The sequence below is a fragment of the Gorillibacterium massiliense genome (assembly GCF_000455485.1).
Taxonomy (GTDB): domain Bacteria; phylum Bacillota; class Bacilli; order Paenibacillales; family NBRC-103111; genus Gorillibacterium; species Gorillibacterium massiliense.
This window is the reverse complement of record NZ_CBQR020000166.1, coordinates 1-20,923: the sequence shown is the minus strand read 5'-3', so window position 1 is coordinate 20,923 and position 20,923 is coordinate 1. Positions and strand designations below refer to the sequence as shown.

20 protein-coding genes and 1 pseudogene are annotated in these 20,923 nt (G+C 51.6%); 7 read left to right on the top strand and 14 right to left on the bottom strand.

Annotation, left to right across the window (positions count from 1 at the left end; genetic code table 11):
• Positions 1-72: 72 nt before the first annotated feature.
• A complete protein-coding gene (gene selD / locus TJ79_RS23530; protein ID WP_052339921.1) occupies positions 73-1,164 on the bottom strand; it encodes a selenide, water dikinase SelD in 1,092 nt (363 codons plus the stop codon).
• A gap of 182 nt (positions 1,165-1,346) precedes the next feature.
• On the opposite strand from selD, the gene TJ79_RS23525 reads away from it, so the two are divergent.
• Positions 1,347-1,994, top strand: coding sequence for a bifunctional 4-hydroxy-2-oxoglutarate aldolase/2-dehydro-3-deoxy-phosphogluconate aldolase (locus TJ79_RS23525; RefSeq protein ID WP_040952799.1), 648 nt, complete (start codon positions 1,347-1,349; stop codon positions 1,992-1,994).
• Between the two features lie 95 nt (positions 1,995-2,089).
• Here TJ79_RS23525 and TJ79_RS23520 read toward each other — a convergent pair whose 3' ends face one another.
• The 3 genes from TJ79_RS23520 to TJ79_RS23510 form a co-directional block, all read right to left on the bottom strand.
• The gene (locus TJ79_RS23520; protein ID WP_040952798.1) at positions 2,090-2,530 is read right to left on the bottom strand and encodes a DUF86 domain-containing protein; all 441 of its coding nucleotides are present in this window, start codon (positions 2,528-2,530) and stop codon (positions 2,090-2,092) included.
• Between the two features lie 148 nt (positions 2,531-2,678).
• Positions 2,679-3,374, bottom strand: a complete 696-nt coding sequence (locus TJ79_RS23515) for a tetratricopeptide repeat protein (protein ID WP_238323123.1) — start codon at positions 3,372-3,374, stop codon at positions 2,679-2,681.
• Positions 3,375-3,481: 107 nt separating this feature from the next.
• A complete protein-coding gene (locus tag TJ79_RS23510; protein WP_040952797.1) occupies positions 3,482-3,679 on the bottom strand; it encodes a hypothetical protein in 198 nt (65 codons plus the stop codon).
• 223 nt (positions 3,680-3,902) lie between these two features.
• Here TJ79_RS23510 and TJ79_RS27425 point away from each other — a divergent pair, with 223 nt between their 5' ends.
• Positions 3,903-4,079, top strand: a complete 177-nt coding sequence (locus TJ79_RS27425; protein WP_155988013.1) for a hypothetical protein — start codon at positions 3,903-3,905, stop codon at positions 4,077-4,079.
• A gap of 53 nt (positions 4,080-4,132) precedes the next feature.
• Here TJ79_RS27425 and TJ79_RS23505 read toward each other — a convergent pair whose 3' ends face one another.
• The 4 genes from TJ79_RS23505 to TJ79_RS23490 are packed head-to-tail and all read right to left on the bottom strand — an operon-like array spanning position 4,133 to position 7,525.
• The gene (locus TJ79_RS23505; protein WP_040952796.1) at positions 4,133-5,014 is read right to left on the bottom strand and encodes an ABC transporter permease; all 882 of its coding nucleotides are present in this window, start codon (positions 5,012-5,014) and stop codon (positions 4,133-4,135) included.
• Entirely contained in the window at positions 5,011-5,952 is a 942-nt protein-coding gene (locus TJ79_RS23500; RefSeq protein WP_040952795.1) for an ABC transporter ATP-binding protein, read from the bottom strand. The genes TJ79_RS23505 and TJ79_RS23500 overlap by 4 nt, the downstream gene beginning before the upstream one ends.
• Complete coding sequence (locus TJ79_RS23495; protein WP_040952794.1) at positions 5,949-6,992, bottom strand: hypothetical protein; 1,044 nt, start codon at positions 6,990-6,992, stop codon at positions 5,949-5,951. Before TJ79_RS23495 ends, TJ79_RS23500 begins: the two co-directional genes overlap by 4 nt.
• On the bottom strand, positions 6,989-7,525 hold the full coding sequence (locus TJ79_RS23490) for a sigma-70 family RNA polymerase sigma factor (protein WP_052339920.1): 537 nt from the start codon (positions 7,523-7,525) through the stop codon (positions 6,989-6,991). The genes TJ79_RS23495 and TJ79_RS23490 overlap by 4 nt, the downstream gene beginning before the upstream one ends.
• 220 nt (positions 7,526-7,745) lie before the next feature.
• Between TJ79_RS23490 and gdhA the strand changes: the two genes are divergently transcribed.
• Positions 7,746-9,122 (top strand): NADP-specific glutamate dehydrogenase, encoded by a 1,377-nt coding sequence (gene gdhA, locus TJ79_RS23485; RefSeq protein ID WP_052339918.1) that lies wholly within the window; start codon positions 7,746-7,748, stop codon positions 9,120-9,122.
• A gap of 135 nt (positions 9,123-9,257) precedes the next feature.
• Here gdhA and nspC read toward each other — a convergent pair whose 3' ends face one another.
• The 3 genes from nspC to TJ79_RS23470 all read right to left on the bottom strand — a co-directional run bounded on the left by nspC (position 9,258) and on the right by TJ79_RS23470 (position 14,007).
• Positions 9,258-10,394 carry a carboxynorspermidine decarboxylase gene (gene nspC, locus TJ79_RS23480; protein ID WP_040952793.1) on the bottom strand — a complete coding sequence of 379 codons (1,137 nt, stop codon included), beginning with the start codon at positions 10,392-10,394 and terminating at the stop codon, positions 9,258-9,260.
• The gene (locus TJ79_RS23475) at positions 10,391-11,608 is read right to left on the bottom strand and encodes a saccharopine dehydrogenase family protein (protein ID WP_040952792.1); all 1,218 of its coding nucleotides are present in this window, start codon (positions 11,606-11,608) and stop codon (positions 10,391-10,393) included. The genes nspC and TJ79_RS23475 overlap by 4 nt, the downstream gene beginning before the upstream one ends.
• Positions 11,609-11,901: 293 nt before the next feature.
• Entirely contained in the window at positions 11,902-14,007 is a 2,106-nt protein-coding gene (locus TJ79_RS23470; protein WP_040952791.1) for a beta-galactosidase, read from the bottom strand.
• 160 nt (positions 14,008-14,167) lie between these two features.
• Here TJ79_RS23470 and TJ79_RS23465 point away from each other — a divergent pair, with 160 nt between their 5' ends.
• The 4 genes from TJ79_RS23465 (at position 14,168) to TJ79_RS23450 (ending at position 17,880) form a co-directional block, all read left to right on the top strand.
• Positions 14,168-14,998 (top strand): helix-turn-helix transcriptional regulator, encoded by an 831-nt coding sequence (locus tag TJ79_RS23465; protein WP_040952790.1) that lies wholly within the window; start codon positions 14,168-14,170, stop codon positions 14,996-14,998.
• Between the two features lie 128 nt (positions 14,999-15,126).
• Complete coding sequence (locus TJ79_RS23460) at positions 15,127-16,977, top strand: S-layer homology domain-containing protein (protein ID WP_040952789.1); 1,851 nt, start codon at positions 15,127-15,129, stop codon at positions 16,975-16,977.
• Positions 16,978-17,114: 137 nt separating this feature from the next.
• Entirely contained in the window at positions 17,115-17,543 is a 429-nt protein-coding gene (locus TJ79_RS23455) for an SRPBCC family protein (RefSeq protein WP_040952788.1), read from the top strand.
• 1 nt (position 17,544) lies between these two features.
• A complete protein-coding gene (locus TJ79_RS23450; RefSeq protein WP_040952787.1) occupies positions 17,545-17,880 on the top strand; it encodes an ArsR/SmtB family transcription factor in 336 nt (111 codons plus the stop codon).
• 215 nt (positions 17,881-18,095) lie between these two features.
• On the opposite strand, the gene TJ79_RS23445 is transcribed toward TJ79_RS23450, so the two are convergent.
• The 3 genes and pseudogenes from TJ79_RS23445 to TJ79_RS23435 all read right to left on the bottom strand — a co-directional run bounded on the left by TJ79_RS23445 (position 18,096) and on the right by TJ79_RS23435 (position 20,911).
• Positions 18,096-19,313, bottom strand: a complete 1,218-nt coding sequence (locus tag TJ79_RS23445; protein ID WP_040952786.1) for a YhgE/Pip domain-containing protein — start codon at positions 19,311-19,313, stop codon at positions 18,096-18,098.
• A gap of 78 nt (positions 19,314-19,391) precedes the next feature.
• Positions 19,392-20,018: a TetR/AcrR family transcriptional regulator gene (locus tag TJ79_RS23440; RefSeq protein ID WP_040952785.1), complete on the bottom strand. Its 627-nt coding sequence runs from the start codon at positions 20,016-20,018 to the stop codon at positions 19,392-19,394.
• Between the two features lie 145 nt (positions 20,019-20,163).
• A pseudogene (locus TJ79_RS23435) lies at positions 20,164-20,911 on the bottom strand (MerR family transcriptional regulator).
• Between the last annotated feature and the right edge of the window lie 12 nt (positions 20,912-20,923).

Genomic DNA, 20,923 nt, shown 5'->3' with positions numbered 1-20,923 from the left:
GCTCCTTATAATTCTGCCCTGAAATAACCTTACTTCTATAAAGGTTAAACTTCAGGCGGCTTTGCCGATTTTTCATACATTCGCTGATGCTGCGCTAGCGACATGTATGTCCGATATGACAATCGTTCCCGGATACTCGTCTGTCGTTTCGCCGATCATTGCCGCTTCCACGCCGGCCGCCAGCAGCTTTTGCAGCAGTTCTTCCGCTTGCTCCGGATGGATGGCGATGAGCAAACCGCCGGAGGTTACGGCATCGCACAAAATGTAGCGGCTGATCTGATCCATTTGATCCGGGTAGGAAACAGAACCTTCCAAGTGGGCATAATTGTTCCGCGTTCCTCCGGGAATCTGTCCGGCTTCCGCCAGCTCACGTACACGGGGCAGCACCGGCACCCGGCTTGCCTGGATGCGGATGCCTACGCCGCTGCCCTTGGCCATTTCCATCCCGTGACCCAAGAGGCCGAAGCCCGTAACATCGGTACAAGCACTGACGTCATAGGGCTCCATAATTTCCGCTGCGGTTTTATTCAGGGTCGTCATCACCTTGGTGACCCGCTCCACTTCCTCGCCGCTCAATAAATCCTTCTTAATAGAGGTGGTGAGAATACCGACACCGATGGGCTTGGTCAAAATCAGCTTGTCCCCAGGCCGCGCACCAGCATTGGTACGAACCTTGTCCGGATGCACCAGCCCGGTTACCGACAAACCGAACTTTGGCTCGCGATCATCGATAGAATGGCCGCCGACGAGAGTGACTCCCGCTTCGCGCATCTTGTCTCCGGCGCCCCGCAAAATATCTGCCAGCACCGACTTGTCCAGCGTCGAAATGGGGAAAGCGACGATATTCAAAGCCGTGAGGGGTTTCCCGCCCATGGCGTATATATCGCTGATAGCGTTAGCCGCAGCCACCTGCCCGAAGGAATACGGATCATCGACGATGGGCGTAAAAAAATCCAACGTCTGCACTAGCGCCGTATCGTCGTTGATGCGGTACACCCCTGCATCGTCGCTCGTGTCGAGCCCTACCAACAAATTGGGATCAGGCGTTGGCGCAGGCAGATTTCGGAGCACGGCGGACAAATCCGCGGGACCGATTTTGCAGCCGCAGCCTCCTTTTGTCGAGAGAGAGGTCAATTTGATCCGTTCGTTCTCTTGTTTATCCATTTTCTCGTGGGCACATCCTTTTCTCATAAAAAAAATCGTGGGTCATCTTGACCGATTCTATCCAAAACCGTAGCACAGTTCACAGCAAAAAGAAAGAATCCTCGCAGTTCATCAATAGACTAGCAGGAGAGACAAATGATATGATAGGGGCGTTCCAACACCACAAATCGGGAGGCTGAGCCATGAACAAGGAACAAGGACTGGCGCAAATCGAACGGACGCGCATCATCGCGATAGTCCGGGGAGTGGACGCAAAGGACATTCTTCCGCTGGCCGAGGCTTTGCTCGAAGGCGGCGTTACGGTGATGGAAGTAACGATGAATACGAAGAACGCTCCATCCATGATCGCCGGATTGCAAAAGGAATTTGGCGGCCAGATGTATATAGGAGCAGGAACCGTACTGAATACGGAAGATGCGAAACGGGCAAGGGAAGCGGGGGCGGACTTCTTTGTCATGCCTCATGCCGACGAGGATGTCATCCAGTTTGCGCTGCATGATGATTTGCCTGTCTTTCCCGGCGCCATGACCCCGACGGAGGTCTATAAAGCCTGGCAAACAGGAGCCACCGCCGTGAAAATCTTCCCCAGCACGGGACTTGGGCCGGCTTATATCAAAGAAATCCGCGGTCCCTTCGGGATGATTCCCATAATCGCTGTCGGTGGAGTAACGGAACATAACATCGTAGATTATTTGCAAGCAGGCTGCTTCGCGGTCGGCATCGGCGGCAGTGTGATCCATCAGGAGGAAATCCGCCAAGGGCAATTCGATAAAATCACGGGACGGGCGCGGACTTTGACCACCGTTGTGCAAGCTTTCCGCCGAGAATAACTTTAATCGCTGAAAACGAAAAAGCCGGCCTATCCAAACTAACGGAGGGCCGGTTTTTAACTATAGACGGATATGTAAATGCTATTTCAGATTGGTCACGCCTGACCGGAACGGGTCAATTCTTTCTCCATAAACTCCCTGACGGAGCGGGCAAAAGACTCCATATGTTCCGGGAGAGTCCGCAGCAGCGGATGCATGCCTTGCCGCTCCAGACGGTAAAATTGCTGAACCAGCGGTTTCCGCAGCTTGACCAACTCCATAAGGTAGGCGGAGGTTTCGGTATCCAGCGCCTGTTCTCCGGTCAAAATACCCACGATATCCTCGTAGCCGGCCGCATCTCTCAGCAAAAAACCGTCGATCAGAAGACTTCCCACGTCTGTAACGGTTTCTATCGCCGTATGCAGGGCTCTCTCCTGGGCAAAATGAAGGACGGAGTCCCCATCGGTCCAGCGGTTCATCAGTTCACGGCAAAGAGCCGACAGCTCGTTTACATAGGAAAGCCGATCTTCCACTTGGTTGCGGTCTATGTAATACACGTTATTTTCCCCTTTTCCGTTTGTATCGCGTCCATACCAGAAGAAGACCAAAGGTACCGAACAGAACGAAGATCAAAAGAACCGCCTGCATGACGTATTCCAACGATAGCTTATCCAATTCCTTCATCTCCCCCTTATTTTCCGGTTGTTACCGATTGGCATTGGCGGCAAATAAAGCGAACAACGCCCAGCGGCGCTCTGAACGCTTCTTGTATTTCGGCAGCGTTCGGTATAGATCAACCGCTTCCCGAAAAGCTTTCCGTGCATCTTCTTTCCGGTTAAGTCTGCGGTATATTTGACCCAAACGGTAATAGGCTTCGCAAGAGGAGGTATTCAACTGGCGGAACTGCTCCAGTTCGGTTACAGCCCGGTCCGGCTCCGTCGCAGCGAGCGCTTCTCCAAGGCGCAGATGAGGATCTCCATAAGCTACCCGGGGATTAATGGCTAAACTTTGCCGCAAAAGCCGCTCTCCCTCGGCCAGATCGTTCAGCTTCAACCGGCAAATGCCCAAACCGTAAAGAACATCAGCCGAATCATCCATGATGGGCAGCGCTTCCCGTAAATAAGCCTCCGCTTCCCGGTACTTCTTCTTTGCAATCAATAGATGCGCCGCCTCTGTTTTGCTTGCGTTATCGTGGGTGTGGGTACGTAAGTGGCGCTTCAGTTCCTTCAATCTGCGGTTTCTGCGCAAGGGCGCCGACAGGCTTGGCGTTAATCCGATAAACTGACGGTCGATAATGTAAAGGATCACCAGGAGCAAAATGAGTGCTCCGATGGGGCTGCCTGTCAGCCAGATCAATAAACCGAACAATAGAAACTTGCTCAGAAAAAACACCTTCTCCACCCGTCATTTACCCCATATTTTATCATAGTCCCGGTGGATATGGGCAAAAAAAGAGGATTCCCGCCGCCGCAGGGAATCCTATCTATGGTTATTTTCCATGCTATGGTTTAAAAATAGGAGGTTTCTGTCGGATTTTCTCCTTCGCTTTTCAACATTTCGCGGTATTCCTCTGCCCGTGCAGAGTGATAGCTTCCTTCTGTTCCCGGTTCCAATGCCAGTTCCGTATGCCATTCCACCATTTGCTGCAAATAAGCCGTCCGGTCATGGTTGAAAACGGGCATCTGTTTGCTTTTGCTTACGGACATTTTCGCATCTCACCTTCTTCATAAATTTACTCATGTTGGGTTTCTGTGGGTATGATCATCCTACTCCATTTTCCCCCTATTTATGTTTCTTATTTGTTTCTGAATTAGGGAACTTCTGGATGATTAACGTATATTTCAGGAATCCCGGTTAAAACTGATAACAGACATACATGCCGCTTGCGCAGCATTAGCAAATGTATGAAAAAGGAGGTGATCTGCAACGATGCCGACTTCGTCCTACTCTTTGACGAATTTACAGGGACACGAGAAACTGTTGGATGAAATCACTCAGCTTGAGCATAAATTGAAAAAGGAACTAGGAGAACAAGTCGCTTTAATTGCCTATTCGCCTGAGCAGCAATCAAATGGCTCGACGGCGAGTGCAGCCCGGGAGCTGTAATTTGCGAACAGCAAAAACCATGCCCAAAATATGGACATGGTTTTTTTAATCGTTCAAATATCCCGATTCGTAAAATGAATGCAGCCCCACAGCAGCAAAGCCGCGACATATACACCTGTGTAAACAAGGAAAGTGTTGCTTGGCGCATCCGATAGCGAGAAAGGCCCCATGTTCTGTAAAAACGACGGGATGTCCCCGCCTCCCATTAGCTCATAATCGACCCTGCGGATCAATGCATCCGTCGGCATGACGAGGCTGGTCAAAAGCCCGAACTTTTCGATTCCAGGGTAGGTATGGTTCATATTTACTATCTTTTCCAGCATGCCGCCAAACATCCCCAAGCCGAACAATAATGCCGAAGCCACACCGTTGCCTAGTGTGGGGAGGTAGCTGGAGCCGAGCAGCGTAACAGCCGACAGCAGGACAGGAACGGCCATAAACATCAGCAGGCCGCGCAATGCCGGGGTAAAACCGGGAAACATGCCGATCTGCCAGTTCACGATAAACAGGATGGCGGTATAAACCAGTCCGGCGAAAATCGCTGACCAGAGAGCAAATCCTGCCCACTTCCCAAGGTAAACCTTCCAGCGTTCGATCGGCCGGGCTAACACCGCCAGCATTTGGCCGTTTTCCACCTCTGTAGCGATAGCCCCCATAGAGGAGAACAAAACAAGAAATGCGATAATGAATTGAGCGAAAAAGATGCCCAAATACAGGAAAATAACCCCCTGCTCGAAGGTTACCAAAGCGCTGTCGCTCGCGTCACGCTCGTTGCTGCCGATCAATCCGACGCCATAATAGAAAAGCGCGAGAAACAAGACAGTCAAAACGAGGGTGACGATAAAAACCTTTTTCCGCACCAGTTCTTTCGCTGAATGGCGGACGAAAAGCAGCAATTGAAAGAGAAACAGTTTGGGCGTATTAAGCTCTGTCATGAAAAACCGCCTCCTTCTCCCCGAACCATGGACAGAAACCAGTCCTCGAGATGGGATTTCTCTTTTTTGGTTTCATACAGAGTCATGCCCGATCCGATGATTTTGGCATTTACCCACCCCGCTTGCTCCGGGTGGAGAGAAGCTGCGGTAAGATGCGCTTCCCCATTCTCCTTCTCCTCCACCACCGTAAGCCGGATACCTGCGGCAGCCGCTTCTCCAACCCATTCTGCATCCGGGTCCCATCCCCCTACGGAAAACGTCCAAATTTCCCCTCCACCCAACAGTTCGCTTAAACTTCCGGAAGCAAGCAACTGCCCTTCATGCAAAAAAGCGACTTCGTCGCAAAGAAGCTCCACATCCTCCAGCAGGTGGGTGTTGAGGAAAACGGTTTTGCCCCGTTCCTTCAACTGCTGCAGCAGCAAACGAATTTCGTGGCGGCCGATGGGATCAAGTGCCGAAGCGGGCTCGTCCAGAATGAGCAAAGGCGGATCGAACAGCAGCGCGCTAGCCATGCCAAGCCGCTGCTGCATCCCTTTGGAGAAGCTTTTCACCCGCTGGTTTTCCTTGCCGCTCAAGCCCACTTCCCGAAGATGATCTTGTATGCGTTCCTTGACCGAGCGCGGGGTCGCTCCACCTAGTCCGGCATGGAACTCCAGCACTTCGGCAGCAGTCAGCCAGTCCGGAAAACGGAACAGTTCCGGCAAATAGCCGAACAGGCGGCGTGCTTCCACGCTGCCTGCCGGGTAACCCATAATCGTCGCTTCGCCCGATGTTGGGTGAAGCAATCCTGCGACCATCTTAACAAAAGTGCTTTTTCCCGCCCCGTTGGGCCCAAGCAGGCCGAAAACCTGCCCGGGCTTAACGGTTAATGTAACATCCCGGCAACCGCGGGACGTGCCGTACTGTTTAGTCAAGCGATCGGTGACGATAGCGGTCATTGCGCGGCGATCCTTTCCGCATCTTGAATCAGATCATCTTCCGTGGGATAAGCATCCGTCGAGCCGGACAAACGGTACAACCACTCGCCGTCCAGCCAAATAATGCTGCGGTCTCCGTGATCGTTTGCTAAGACGGCGTCGTTCCCGGCTACCTTTACTTCCCGGCTCGAACCGGTCAAGACGGGAACGGGCAGCGTACTTTTCCAATCCTGAATCGCCTCCAGCTTGCCCCTCAATTCATCTGTTAAAAATGGCAAGTTAAGCACAGCCTTGCGCACCTGATCGACGTCGATGCCAGCGGGAACGTCTAATGAAGGCAGCTTCGATTGCTGCAAAAATTTATAGGCCGCCGTATTTGCTCCGTCCGCTGCAGCCGCCGCCCCGTTCAAGTTCGCATACACCACTTCCGGCATATGAATCGCGATAGGCTTGCCATCGGCATCCGCAGGGAATTTGACTTTCCCTCCAAGCCGTGTCAAGAAGCGGTTCACACTGTCCACATTCAGCTTCATCGTGACGTCGAACGCCGATTGGTAAGTGACCTCGCCGCCGTTATCCGCAAGCCGTTTCAACGGAGCACCTGCCAGTTTGACAGCCTCATCCATCGTCACACTTTGGATCGAGCGCCCGTCGCCGTTCAGCTCGACTTGACCATACTGCTGCAAATCGAAGCTGCTTTGATCAAAATTGCCTCCCGCCAGCGCTTCCTGCAGCTTGGTGATGTCGTTATCGGAAATCTCCACCGTTTGCAAATGCCCAATGCGGAACGTATCCATCATCGCTGCAAACACCCGGTCTCCGGCGGGAGTAAAAAGTCCAACGCCAACGACTATGGCGAGGGCTGCGGCGATCGATCGCCCCATCCAACGAGAAGCTGCCCGCTTTTTCTCCGGTCGACGGTTAACCGCCCTATGCGGTACAGCCTGCAGCCCGGCTTCGTTCAGCTTTCCCCAGACTGGCGATACCGGTTCCGTTTTATGGGCTTCCACAAAGCGATTCCAGGCGTCATCTACATGAATGCCCGTTTCCTTTTCGTTCATGAGTATATCCCCTCTTCCGTAAAATATTGCTTCTTCAGCCGATCTCCTGCTCGAGCGAGCATCGTGCCTACGCTGGAAACTTGAATATCCAGCCGCTCCGCAATTTCGATGTAGCTGTAGCCCTGTTCCTTCAACAAGAGCGCCATCCGATCCCGCTCGGACAATTTATCCAATGCCCGCTGGACGGATTCGAGCTCCCAGTTGGCAAATGCAACATCCTCATTGGATGGATAAACGCCGTTGCCTGAGCTTTCCGCTTCCCTCTTCTCCAAGGCAAACCGCTGGCTGCGCACGGACTCATGCCGGAGATAATCGTAAGCCAGGTTTACGGCTACCCGGTTCAGCCAAGCTCCTACCCGAGTCAGGTCATCGGGAGGATCACGGTATAGCCGCAGGAAAGCTTCCTGCGTAATGTCCTCCGCCGTCGCCTTCTGACCGACCAAAGGGAGAAGCCTGCTGACAATTGGCGCATAATAGCGGTAGAACAATCCCTGGAACGTATCATCCGGATTTTTCTGCATGAATGGCTGCATGGCTGCCTCCTTTCTATGTATATAACGGCTGATCACTATTTTTTGTGGCAGCAATTAATCACTTTTTTCGCGAAAAACCGCTTTAAAGCATTAAAACTGGAAAAATATATAAACAATAGCTATAGTAACCAGTTACAAATCTAACACTTTATGGCATGATTAAAAAAAATTATTTTTACCACTCGATTTCTCATCACAACTTAGGAGGAAAGTATCGATCATGACATTGGCAGCAACCGGGCAAAATCTAACCGCAGCAGAGCAATACGTACAAAGCGTTTTTGAAACGGTACAAAAAAGAAACCCGAACGAAAATGAATTTCTCCAAGCTGTAAAAGAAATCCTGTTCTCTCTTGTGCCTGTATTCGCGAAACAACCAAAATACAAAGATCTGGGCATTCTAGAGCGAATTGTCGAACCGGAAAGAGCCATTCAATTTCGCGTTCCGTGGGTGGACGATCAAGGCAAGGTTCAAGTAAACCGTGGCTTCCGCATTCAATTCAACAGTGCCCTCGGCCCATACAAAGGCGGCTTGCGCTTTCATCCCTCCGTCAATGCCAGCATCATCAAGTTCCTCGGCTTCGAGCAAATCTTTAAAAACTCCTTGACCGGCCAGCCCATCGGCGGCGGCAAAGGCGGCTCCGACTTCGATCCTAAAGGCAAAACCGATAACGAAATCATGCGCTTTACCCAAAGCTTTATGACCGAGCTTTACCGTCATATCGGCCCGGACGTCGACGTTCCTGCCGGCGACATTGGCGTAGGCGGAAGAGAAGTCGGATATATGTTCGGACAATACAAACGCATCCGTGGTGGCAATGAAGCAGGCGTTTTGACCGGCAAAGGCATCGGCTACGGCGGCAGCTTGACCCGTACCGAAGCAACAGGTTACGGTTGTGTGTATTTTGTCCAAGAGATGCTGAAGACCCAGGGCCTTTCATTTGAAGGACAAACCGTAGTCGTTTCCGGCTCCGGCAACGTTTCAATCTACGCGATGGAAAAAGCATTGCAGCTCGGCGCGAAAGTGGTAGCTTGCAGCGATTCCTCCGGTTATGTTTATGACAAAGACGGCATCAACCTGGATACCGTTAAGCGCCTGAAAGAAGTAGAGCGCAAACGCATCAGCGAATACGTGAAGGAGCATCCGAATGCCGTATTTACAGCTGGTTGCGCCGGCATCTGGTCCATTCCTTGCGACATCGCTCTTCCTTGTGCAACGCAAAACGAAATCGACGAAAACTCCGCCAAGCTGCTTGTGGCTAACGGTGTTAAAGCCGTTGGCGAAGGCGCCAACATGCCTTCCACCCTGGAAGCCATCGACGTCTTCCTTGAAGCCAAGACCCTATTCGGACCGGCCAAAGCCGCCAACGCCGGTGGGGTTGCCGTATCCGCTCTAGAAATGGCGCAAAACAGCATGAGACTGGCTTGGACCTTCGAAGAAGTGGACGAGAAGCTGCACCAAATCATGCGCAATATCTTTGAAAGAAGCACCTTTGCCGCCGCCGAGTACGGTCATCCCGGCAACCTGGTGGTCGGCGCCAACATTGCCGGCTTCCTGAAAGTAGCCGATGCGATGGTCGCTCAAGGCGTCATCTAAGCTCGCGCCTCCAATAATCAACGCCCTGCTCACGACGAACAGTCAGGAGCAGGGCGTTTTCTTTTCGGTGGCGAATCCAAAATAAAAGAGCTGGAGCGCAAGATAATCCTTGCGCAATCCAGCTCTTTTCTCATCTTACGACAACCGGCCGCTGTAGTCCTCGAAGCCGAATTGCCGGATCACTTTGATTCCGTCTTCCTCGTTGTAGGTTGCGATGGCGGGAAGATTGACCCCGTTGAACATGTTGGTTTTCACCATGGAGTAGATCGCCATGTCGCAGAACACGACCCGGTCGCCGATCTTCAACGGCTCCTTGAAGGAATAATCGCCGATGACGTCCCCAGCCAGGCAGGTGAGTCCGCCGAAGCGGTACGTATGGGCGAATTCTCCCGGCTCTCCCGCTCCGATAACGTCAGGCCGATAGGGCATCTCCAACACGTCGGGCATATGACAGGCCGCCGACGTATCGAGAATGGCGATATCCATGCCATTGTCGACGATATCCAGCACCGTCGCAACCATGAAGCCCGTATTGAGTGCCACCGCTTCGCCCGGTTCTAAATAAACCTGGATATCGTATTTATCCTTCAGGTAGTTGATGGTTTCCACAAGAGTGTCCAGATCGTAATCCGCTCTCGTAATGTGGTGGCCACCGCCCATGTTCAGCCATTTCAGCTTTTTCAGGTGCTCGCCGAACTTTTCCTCCACCACTTGTACCGTACGCTTCAACGTATCGGAGTTTTGTTGGCACAGGGTATGGAAGTGCAAACCGTCAATCCCGTCTAAATCTTCGGGACGGAAACTGTCCAAGGTGACGCCCAGCCGGGAATGCTTGTAGCACGGATCGTAAATCGGCGTCTTCCCTTCGGAGTACTCCGGGTTAATCCGGATTGCACACTCGATGGATTTGCCGCTATTCTTAACTCTATCCTTATATCGGTTCCACTGATTAAAGGAATTGAACACGATATGGTCGCAATAGCTCATCAACTCGTCGAACTCATGATCTACATAAGCCGGCGCGTAGGCATGGACTTCCTTGCCCATTTTCTCATAACCAAGCCGAGCTTCGTGCAGCGAGCTGGACGTGATGCCATACAGGTATTTGCCGACGAGGGGAAACACGCTGTGCATGGAAAAGCCTTTGAGCGCCAGCAAAATTTTGCAGCCCGTGCGTTGTTGAACGCTATCCAGGATCTCCAGATTGCGGGTCAGGAGCCGTTCGTCTACGATGTAACAGGGTGAGGGCAACGCTGCAAAATCGATACTCATGCTTGAACCTTGACCGGATCAAGCAGAGTCGGCGCGAAGTCTTCTTTCCACGGCAGACCGTATTTGTTCAAGGCATCCATGAACGGATCCGGATCGAACTCTTCCACGTTGAAGACGCCCGGTTTTTTCCAGATGCCCTTCATAATCATCATAGCGCCGATCATCGCGGGAACGCCGGTGGTGTAGGAAATCGCTTGAGAGCCCACTTCGGCATAGCATTCCTGGTGATCGCATACATTGTATACATAGTAGGTTTTCGGCTGGCCGTCCTTCACCCCTTGGATGATGCAGCCGATGTTGGTTTTGCCCTTGGTCCGCGGTCCGAGGGAAGCCGGGTCCGGCAGGATCGCCTTCAAGAACTGCAGCGGGATAATCTCTTTGCCTTCGTAAACGATGGGCTCGATGGAGGTCATGCCTACGTTTTCCAGTACCTTCAGGTGGTTCAGGTAGCTGTCCCCGAAGGTCATCCAGAAGCGGATCTTCTTGACCCCTTTAATATTTACGGAGAGAGACTCCAGCTCTTCATGGTATAAAAGATAGATGTTCTTCGGACCGATCTCCGGCAGGTCGTATACCTTCTTCTCGGACAGAGGAGGGGTTTCGATCCATTTGCCATTTTCAAAGTAGCGGCCGTTCGCCGTAATTTCACGGATATTGATCTCCGGGTTGAAATTAGTGGCGAAAGGATAACCGTGGTCGCCGGCGTTAGCGTCGACGATGTCGATTTGATGGATTTCGTCAAAATAATGCTTTTGCGCGTACGCGACGAAAACGCCTGTAACGCCCGGGTCGAAGCCGCTTCCCAAGAGAGCGGTGATGCCGGCGTCGGCGAATTTTTGGCGGTACGCCCATTGCCAGCTGTACTCGAACTTCGCCGTATCGGGCGGTTCGTAGTTCGCCGTGTCTACGTAATGCACTCCGGTAGCCAGGCAAGCGTCCATAATCGTCAAATCTTGGTAAGGAAGCGCAACGTTGATTACGACATCCGGTTGAAATTGATTGATCAAAGCAATCACATCATCGGTTTTATCTGCATCCAGTCGGGCCGTCTGAATCTTCGTCTGGCCTCCGGCTAATTTCTCTTTTAACGCGTCGCATTTCTCCAGCGTTCGGCTGGCAATACAAATTTCCTCAAAAACATCAGGATTCTGGCAGCACTTATGCACCACAACACTCGATACCCCACCAGCACCAATGATTAAAGCTTTTCCCAATTCTTTTCAACCTCCCAGAGGAAGTGCCTGCAGGGAGTTATCCCGAAGCCATCTTCCTGATCTTCAGATTAAGAAACAAAATCGATTATACAGAAAAATTTCTAAAATATCAAAGAAAATTCCACTGAAATTCAACGAATTTTTGAAAAAATCCAAAGAATTTTTAATAATCCTCTGGTATTCATTAATATGCTCCAAATCCCTCACAATTGTAAGCGTTTTTCAAGTAAGATTTCCAAAAAAGGAACAGGCCCATCATTAGGCAGAGGGCCTGTTTTGCTGCAACTTTTCTCCTATCGGGTTCGTCCTATGATATAGACGCCGAACGGGCGGATTTCGACCGTTTCTTTCAAATCCCCTTGAGTCAGCAAATCGTATACCGGCTCTTTGAAGCGGACGGTTTGCGTCGTATGCGCGTAATTCAGCAGAAAGGCGAATTGCCGTCCTGATTGGGGATGTACCCTCAGGGCAAGTTCTACGTCTTCAGGCAGTTCGACCCAGGATTCGGCGGGTGAAGCTAATTCCAAAATGCGGATCATGAAATCCGCCGTCTCCTCCGTAAAGGCACTGCCGTAATAATAAGCAGTTCCTGTTCCATAACGGTTCCGCACCAGCGCGGGTTTGCCCTCATAATAATCGGAGCCATAGGTTGCTAGGACTTCAACTGATTGTTCCGCAGTAACTTGCAGAATATCGGCAAAGGAATGCCCTGTAAGAACCTCATCAACCGAATCATCTGCAGCTTTGGACCCGCCCGCTTCCCGGTTGATGATCGGGACAATCGCAGGTGCCTGTTGATAAGGGCCAATCAGCGTAAAGTCCTCTACCTCGATGCCGCATAGGTCGGCGAGGGGGCCGGGAAACGGCGCCATGTAGCATTGCCCTGTCAAATCCTTGTATCCGCTGCGGCAGCCCAAGATTAATGTGCCACCTTTCGCAACATATTTTTTCAACAGTTGAGCGGTGTCCATCGGCATGATCGCCGGATGAGGATAGATCAGCACACGGTATTTGGCAAGCTCTGAAGCGGTTGTTTCCGGCCGCACATGCTTCAGATCGACCGGGATATGCCGACGTTGCAGCGCCTTGAACCAGCTTGTCCGGCTAATGCCGTTAAGGGGGCCATGCCACCGGTCCATTTCTCCGTCCCACTCGTTTTGGTAGTCCTCCAGGATGGCGACTTCCGCTTCATATTGAGAACCGAGAAGTTCACTACCAATCCGGGCTAGTTCGCCGCCGATTTGTCCCGCTTCCGCCACTCGGCGATTCGGTTTGTTGTGGTAGTCGTTTATACCGTGCCAGTAGATTTCTGTGCCCTTGGTTGCCGTCCGCCAGCGGAAGTAAAGAAGCATGTCAGCGCCATGGGCGATGGATTGATAGGTCCACAGCCGCATCTGCCCCGGCTTCGGCGACGGCATCTCCATCCGGTTGACCCAGCCGCCGGGACCAGATTGCTGCTCCATTACGCAAAAGTTGGCAGAGATATCGCGGATGGAGGACAACTGCAGGCTGATCATTCGGTCAAGAAATGGGCGTTCTCCTTGATCCGGATTGATGGTGCTGAAGTTGGGATAAGAATCGTAGGAGAAAAAGCTGAGCGCTTCTTCCGTCAGCTTATGGCTGTCCAAATGACCGAACTTGCCGTTGGTTGTGATCCACTGACGCGGTGCTTTTTCCTGCAGAATAGCAGATTGCATGGCCGCGTAGGAGATGGTGCTGTCCGAGAAAAAGCGTTTCTCGTCTAAAGCCTGATGGGGATTCGGCGAATCCGACGGCGTCGTACGTGTCAAAGATACTTGAGTCCAATCGGAATAGGTCTGGTTCCAGAATACGGTCCCCCATGCCTCATTCAGCGCCACAAGATTGCCGTATTTTTCTTTCAGCCAAACCCGGAAAGCCGCGTGATCCGCTTCCGAATAGAAAACATTGGTTTCGCAGTTAAACTCGTTGTCGATCTGCCAACCCACTAACGCAGGATGATCACGGTAATGCTCGGCCATCTCCGTCACGATCCGGGCGGAAAGCTTGCGGTAAACTGGCGAGTTGTAATTGTTATGCCGCCGCTGACCGTGGTGATAAAGCGTTCCATCCTGCTTGGCGTTCAATACTTCCGGATATTTGCTGGTAAGCCATGCAGGCGGCGTTGCTGTCGGTGTACCCAGAATGACCGCTATGCCATGCTTGTGAGCGAGGTCGAGAGCCCGATCGAACAAGCCGAACTCAAAGCGTCCTTCCTCCGGCTCGAAAATCGACCAGGCAAATTCCCCCATACGGACAACTGAGAACCCCATCTCGCTCATCCGGCGGAAATCGTCTTCCCATAGTTCTTCCGGCCAATGCTCTGGGTAATAACAGGCTCCCAAACGGAATTGCGAGCCCTGCCAATCGTTTTTTATCATCGGGGCATCTCTCCTCATAGCACGATATTGTGATAAAATTGAGAAATTGAAATCAAGCCAAAACGCACAGTTTCATTGTAGATACTAATATCCTCAATGGATATCCTAATGTTTTGCTCAACGGTATTACATTTTTGCGCTTTTGAGAGAGGGTACCGTCATGCGCATCCATCATTTTTTACCACTCCCACGGTTTTCCTCATTCTTTTGCTATCCCGAATCCCTCGGCCATTATTATGACGAGCCCTCTCATCGAGAAATAAGAGAAAACGGTTTGGGTACCTACTACAACCTGCATCTCATCATGAAAGGACAAGGCTTTGTGGAAACCGGGGGACACATCAGTTCCTTGGCGGAAGGCACTGGATTCTTATACGGACCCGGCATTAGGCAAAGTTACGGTACCCTTGAGGATGATCCTTGGGATGTGCGCTGGTTCCATTTTTCCGGTAATCATCTGGAAGCTCTCCTGGAGGGAAAAGGCAGTGATGAACCGTGGCTATTTTCCTGGAAAAGCTCAACCTGTACCCCCCGTCTCGCCGAGGAACTGTTGGCGGCAGCCGATCCGTTTTTGCAGGACAAAGAAGTCCATCTTTCTGCGCTGCTCTATGAATTGCTGGCCGAGTTGGCTCAAAACGGGGTAAGCGTCTACGAAACCAAGCCTGCTCGGGTAAGAGAAAAGATGCGTCAGGCGGCAGACTGGATCCAGGAGCATTGCCATGAAACGATAACGCTGGATTCCGCCGCTCACACCTTCGGATACAGTCCGTCCTATTTCAGCCGGCAATTTCATGATGTCATCGGCAAGACACCCTTCGCCTTTCTGAACGAAAACCGCATTACCCGCTCCAAAAAACTACTGGCTGCGACGGATCTGACGATACAGGAAATATCATCTAAGGTTGGTTTTTCCCAAAGCTCGTATTACATACGGCGGTTCCGGGAGATGGAAGGCATGACTCCACATCAGTTCCGCATCTTGCACAGTTAAAAGATACGGGAAGATTGTCGCATTTTCCAATTTCCCATGGGATGACAAAGGAAATCGGCTTTTCAATGTCGAAAAAGGATTAGGTTATGCCCCGATTTTTCTGAAACGATACCGAGGAGGAGAAAATAGTGAACCGAATTACTGGACTAACGACGAAGGCGGCCCTCGCTTTTGCGTTGCTGACGGGAGCCGTCGCGCTGCCGCAAGCCTCTTATATTCATGCCGAACAATCCGCTGCAGGCTTAAGCTGGACGGTTAAAGCCGCCACCCAATTCCCCGATGTCAAAGCAACCCATTGGGCTGCTAAAGAAATAACCAAAATGACCATGCTCAGCGTCATCTCCGGCGAAAACGGCTACTTCAAGCCGGATGTGGACGTCTCCCATCAGCACCTGCTTGTCATGGCGGTGAAAATGATGGGCTTGGCCGACGAAGCAGCTTCAGTCGACACCAGTTCTTATCAACTACCTTTCGGCGTGGACGAAAGCTTGAAGGGCTACGTCGTAACAGCGCTCAATCACGGATTGATCAAACTGTCGGAAATCAAAACGGGAGACGCCGGCTGGGGTAAAGCCCCGGGCAGCCGCGAATGGGTGGCCCAAATCGTTGTGCGCGTAGCTAATAAAGAGCCGGACGCGGCGCAAAAGAACTATACGAACACGTCCTTTAAAGACGGCTCCTCCGTTTCGGAAGCCTATAAAGGCTATATGAATGAAGTCATCGACTTGGGCATCGTCAGCGGCTTTGAAGATAACACCCTCCGCCCGCAAACAGCGGTAAGCCGTGCGCAAGCTGCCATCATGCTGAGCAAAGCCGGCGATCTGCTGAATCCCCAGCCGGGCAATCCTTCGACGGGCACCGTGCTCAGCAATGACGGCTATACATTGAAGCTAATGACGGATGCAGGCGAAACGCTGTCCCTACAATTGGTGCCGGAAACCCAGGCCTATAATGGGAAAACATCCATATCGGCTACAGCCGTCATTGCCGGCAATTTGATCAAGGTGGTTTCCCAGCAGTCCAAGGCCTATTTTATCGATGTCGTCCAGACGCAAGGTCCGGTAGTCGCTGAAGGCGTTGGCTTCGTTGCCTCCGTTCAACCGGATAGCAAGAAGCTTTCCATGACCGTCGGCACCAGTTCGGTGCAGTTTGACGTAACGAACACCGCATGGGAAACGATAAAAAACGTGCAGACAGGAGATAAACTGAGCTATCAAACCTATGGCAGCAAAATCGTCTCCGCGCGTATCATCCCCGTCGTCAAAGGCGAACTGACCGCTATCGATCTAAAGGGTAACAGCAAATACGGTCCGAACATCACCATCTTTAATACCGGCAAACCTCCGCAAATGATTCTGTTAGCCAGCAACGTACTAATTACTAGTCCTACCAAGGCAAATGCCCAAGCAACAGATTTGTTTGTAGGCGACCAACTGGTCATTGAGCTGAACGACAATGGAGACGCGGCAAAGATCGACGTGTCTTTAAGCAACGTAAGCACTCAATACTTGGCAACCATCACCCAAGATTTTGACAAGGACTACAAATACCTTACCGTTCAAAACAAAGATGGGGAGCCCGAAATTTATAAACTCGACGACCGCACCGTCTTCTCCGACGGCTCCGGAAATGAAACGCCGTTCAGCACAAATCCGTATATTTTCACGGCGCTGACCAGAAACCGTAAAGTCGATCTGACCGTATCCGGGAAACTGGTGCTAAAAATTGCTTTTGCCAATGCCTATAGCGGTAAAGTCACCTTCTTCAACCGGACGACGGGAGAATTGACGCTGCCGTTGGCCGATAAAACGTTGATATCGTTCAGCGTGAAAGCAGGCGCAACGGTAACGAAGACCGATAACAAAGCGGGAGCGCTGACAGATATTGTCGTAGGCAATTCCGTACAGGTGACGGTAAGCCCCGTCGTCGTCACGGGCCAAAGCAACAATGCCGTGTATCAAGTCAAGCTGCTGCCATAATCCAACCTTATCATTTGAAAAAAGGGAGCCTCGGCTCCCTTTTTGCTTGCATTGACATACAACCAAAAGGTGTTATATCATGGACATGCAGTCGCTTAAACAAAAACTAACCTACTGAAAGCTGAGGCTGAATTCACTTGGAAAATAACGCAAACAAATTGGAAGACATTAAGCAAGTCGTCGTGTTCAACGCCCCCATCGAAAAAGTATGGGCAGCGGTATCCACCTCCGAAGGCATCGCCTCCTGGTTCATGCCTAACGATTTTCAACCGGTAGTCGGCCACGAGTTTCACTTGCAATCGCCTTTTGGTCCTTCGCCCTGCAAAGTGACGGAATTTGATCCGCCGCACCGGCTTTCCTTCTCATGGGACAGAGACGGTTGGGTTCTGACCATGGAATTGAAAGATCTGGGCGGAGAAACGGAGTTCACCCTCACCCACGGTGGCTGGCAGCATGCGGACTTCATTCTGTCTACCGGCATGAAGAGCACCGATGCTTACAACAATATGGCCGGCGGTTGGAAAGGCATCGTTGGCGACAGACTCAAGCAAGTCGTCGAGGGCTGATATGGCTCAACCTGCGGAGAAACCGGACGTGTTTCAAGCCATTGCCGATCCGACGAGAAGAGAAGTGCTGCTCATGCTCATCGACAAGGAGCTACCGATCTCCGAGATCACGGCTCACTTCCCCATAAGCCGTACAGCGGTAGTTAAGCATCTCCTCGTTCTGGAAAACGCCCGGTTAATCAGTGGACGGAAGGCAGGCCGGGAGAAACGCTACCGCATGAACCCTGAACCGTTAGCGGAGGTCAGCCAGTGGCTCGCATATGCTGAGCGGTTCTGGAGCAACAAACTATCCATGCTGCAGCACTTGGTTGAACATGATGACAAAAAACAGCCATAAAGAAAGAAGCCCGGTATTCGCCCGCGGGCTTCCTTTTTTACCATCCGGCCTTACTCCCGGATCAACTGCACTCTCTTAAGCTGTTTTAACCGTTTCCGGGTAGAGGGCCCGTCCCCCCAGTTTTCCCCTTTTCACCGCAAAAAAACACGCCAGGACGGCGTGTTTTCACTGCTAAAGGCAGACGGCATGAAGATGGTGTTTCGTTGCGTATTCGATCAAAATTCGCCGGCAAGCTCTGCGGCTGGCCGAGCTTCGTGCTCGGCTGCCGGGCGCTTTTTCAAAGCAGAAAGCAGGAAGACGACGAGGCTGACAGCTCCGATGGTCGCTAGGATTGCCAAAGGTTGGTCCAAATTGAGGCCTTGACGGAAGTAGAACAAATCTCGCAAGATTTCGGCGGAGAAGCGGAATGGCACCCAAGAGTACAGCCAATCATGGCTGAACTGCGGAAGAATTTGCGGCGGCAAGGAAAGAATCGGTGCCCCGAAGAAAAACACAAGAACGAAAAGCGGCACTCCAGCCATTCCCAGCCAACTGACGATGGCCGATTGGATCAGGAAGAAAGAAAAACAGATCAAGAACAAATACAGTCCGATTTCGTTATAGTCCGGTATGGACAGGCCTACCCATTTCCCGATGATCAATAGGACGCTGGCAGCAGCAACCGCCGTTATCACCGCGCCGGTAAGCAGTTGGGCAAGCCGGATGCCGAAACGATGGCCGAGCGAGCCGTCCAATGCGGTATTTTTGGTGGCGAAGTGCAGAAGAAGAGTAGTGACCATTGCCGCAAACCAGACGATCTGCGTTAAGGCGACCGGAGCGTTGCCGTTGGCGCTGCTCGTTCCGATGGCGTTGATGTTTTCCGTTGTCAGCAATACCGGCGTAGCGATCGCTTTCGTTTGCTCTGCCGTTAAGGTTGCTCCGGCTTTGCCCAATTGATCCAACATTTGTTCGCGGATTTGACCATTGACAGCGGTAAACATCTGCGTCAGGATCTGACTCGTCATCGTGGCGCCGCTGTTGTTCATTCCTTGGTTGACGATGATCCTGGCAGAAGCCGGCGCCCCCGTCGGAATCATGAGACTGGCCAGTTTTGCGCTGAAATCCTCGGGGATGATGACGGCCGCATATGCTTTTTCCCGGTTCATCGCGTCCCGCGCTTCCTGCTCATTGGCCGCTTTTGTCCAAATCAGTGGAGAAACACCCCCCGTAGCGGTTTCTTTCAGTGTCATTTTATCCTCGATCAACTTTCCGTAATTCATCTCGGTACCGTTCGGCAGCTTGACTCCCTCATCCGTCTGAACCAGAAGTACGGGCAAGTTTTTCGGAACCGGGTTGACCGATGATCCCAGTTGGGCGAGACCGAGCAAAAGAATGACGGCAAACACGGCGACAAGGGCGATATAGGGTTGTTTTTGTTTGAAAAATCGTTTCATGAGCACTCTCTCCTTTGTATCATTGTTGCGGTTTAAATTCATTCAACGACCAGTGAACAAAACTCCAAAAAATAGACGTTATGTTTTCCAAAGGGAAACCGTAAACCGAACCATGTTCCGTATATATGCGTCGACATCCTCCCCGATGATATTGATCTGTGCGACCTCCCGCAAGACGACCATGAACCCCAAGGAAATGACCTGTTTTGCCGCCATATCATAATCGAGTTCACGAATTTCACCGGCTTCGGCGCGTTTTCTTAGCAAGTCGCCGATCACTTGATGCCGCTCCTGAATCCGTTTGGAAAACAGCGTCTTTTTCTCTGTTTGAATCGACTCGTGATCCTTCAGCAAAATGCGGATAAACGTGCGGTCGTCACCCACCAGCGTACTGATCAAAACGGCGATGAATTTGTATAGCACCTCTTCAATCGGTTGATCCATGTCGAGTATCCGAATAGCCTCATCCATCTTTTTGATCCGCAGCTCCTGGCTCTCAAGAACAACCGTCTCCAAAATTTCCTGCTTACCGCCGGGGAAATAATGATACAACAACCCGTCGGTAATACCGATGTGACGGTTAAGGGTGCGCATCGAAGTCCCATGATAGCCGTGCTGGGCGAACAATTCCTTGGCTCCGTCCAGGATTTGCTGGCGCCTCTCTTCCGCTTGGATGTCCCGGCTGGTCCTCGATTGTTTCGCCAATTCCCTCGCCTCAACTTTCATTAAACGTTCGTTGAACTAAATATAAGTCCGCCGTCATCGAATGTCAACTTCCCCTCATTTCATCCTTAAAATTATCCAATAGCAAAAACACGCCCTTAGGGCGTGCCGAGCCATGAATTCCGTTTTACCGTGCGGCAAAAGCGTCCGCCGCCGCGGCCACATAATAGGCCAATCCCGTCTGCTGGCTTTCCAGCATTTGCAGGTGAAAGTCATCATGTAAAAAAAAAGCGATTTTGCGCTGCAAAATCCTCCGCCGTTATTGGATGGCCGTGATCGTTAAGAAATGCCAAATGTTCGGAAACGAAATCTGTTATTTTCCCATCATTCGCTTTAATCCCTTTCCTCAGCGCCTCCGCCATTCCCGCCATAAATGCCGCCGCTTCCGCCGCCATCTCGTTCATCTCCGCCGTGTCAATGGGATTCGCCGCAAGCATATCAAAGTCGTACGTTTCCTTCAGATGCGCGTTCTGTTCCTCCAAAGCCCTTCTCCATTCTTCCTCGCTGCCTAAGCCTGCAAAAAGCTTGTTGTCTTCCATTGATTTTCCCTCTCTTTCCTTGGTCATGGATTCCCGCAACGTCCCGAGGATCGTCCCGAGTCTCTCTTGGCGCAGAAGCAGCAGCTTTTCCTGCTCCGCCAAAACAGCCAGCCGGTCCTTTCCTTCGTTCAGCAGCCGCTTGATCTGCTCCAGAGTAAAATCCAGCTCCCGGTAAAACAGAATCTCCTGCAAGCGTTCCAGCTCCTTCGTACCGTACAGCCGGTACCCGGCTTCGCTTACGGCATGGGGTTCCAGGAGTCCGATCTTGTGATAATAGTGAAGGGCCTTGACCGTTGCATGGGAAAGGGATGCGACTTCTTTTACCGTATAGAGCACTCTTGTTCCTCC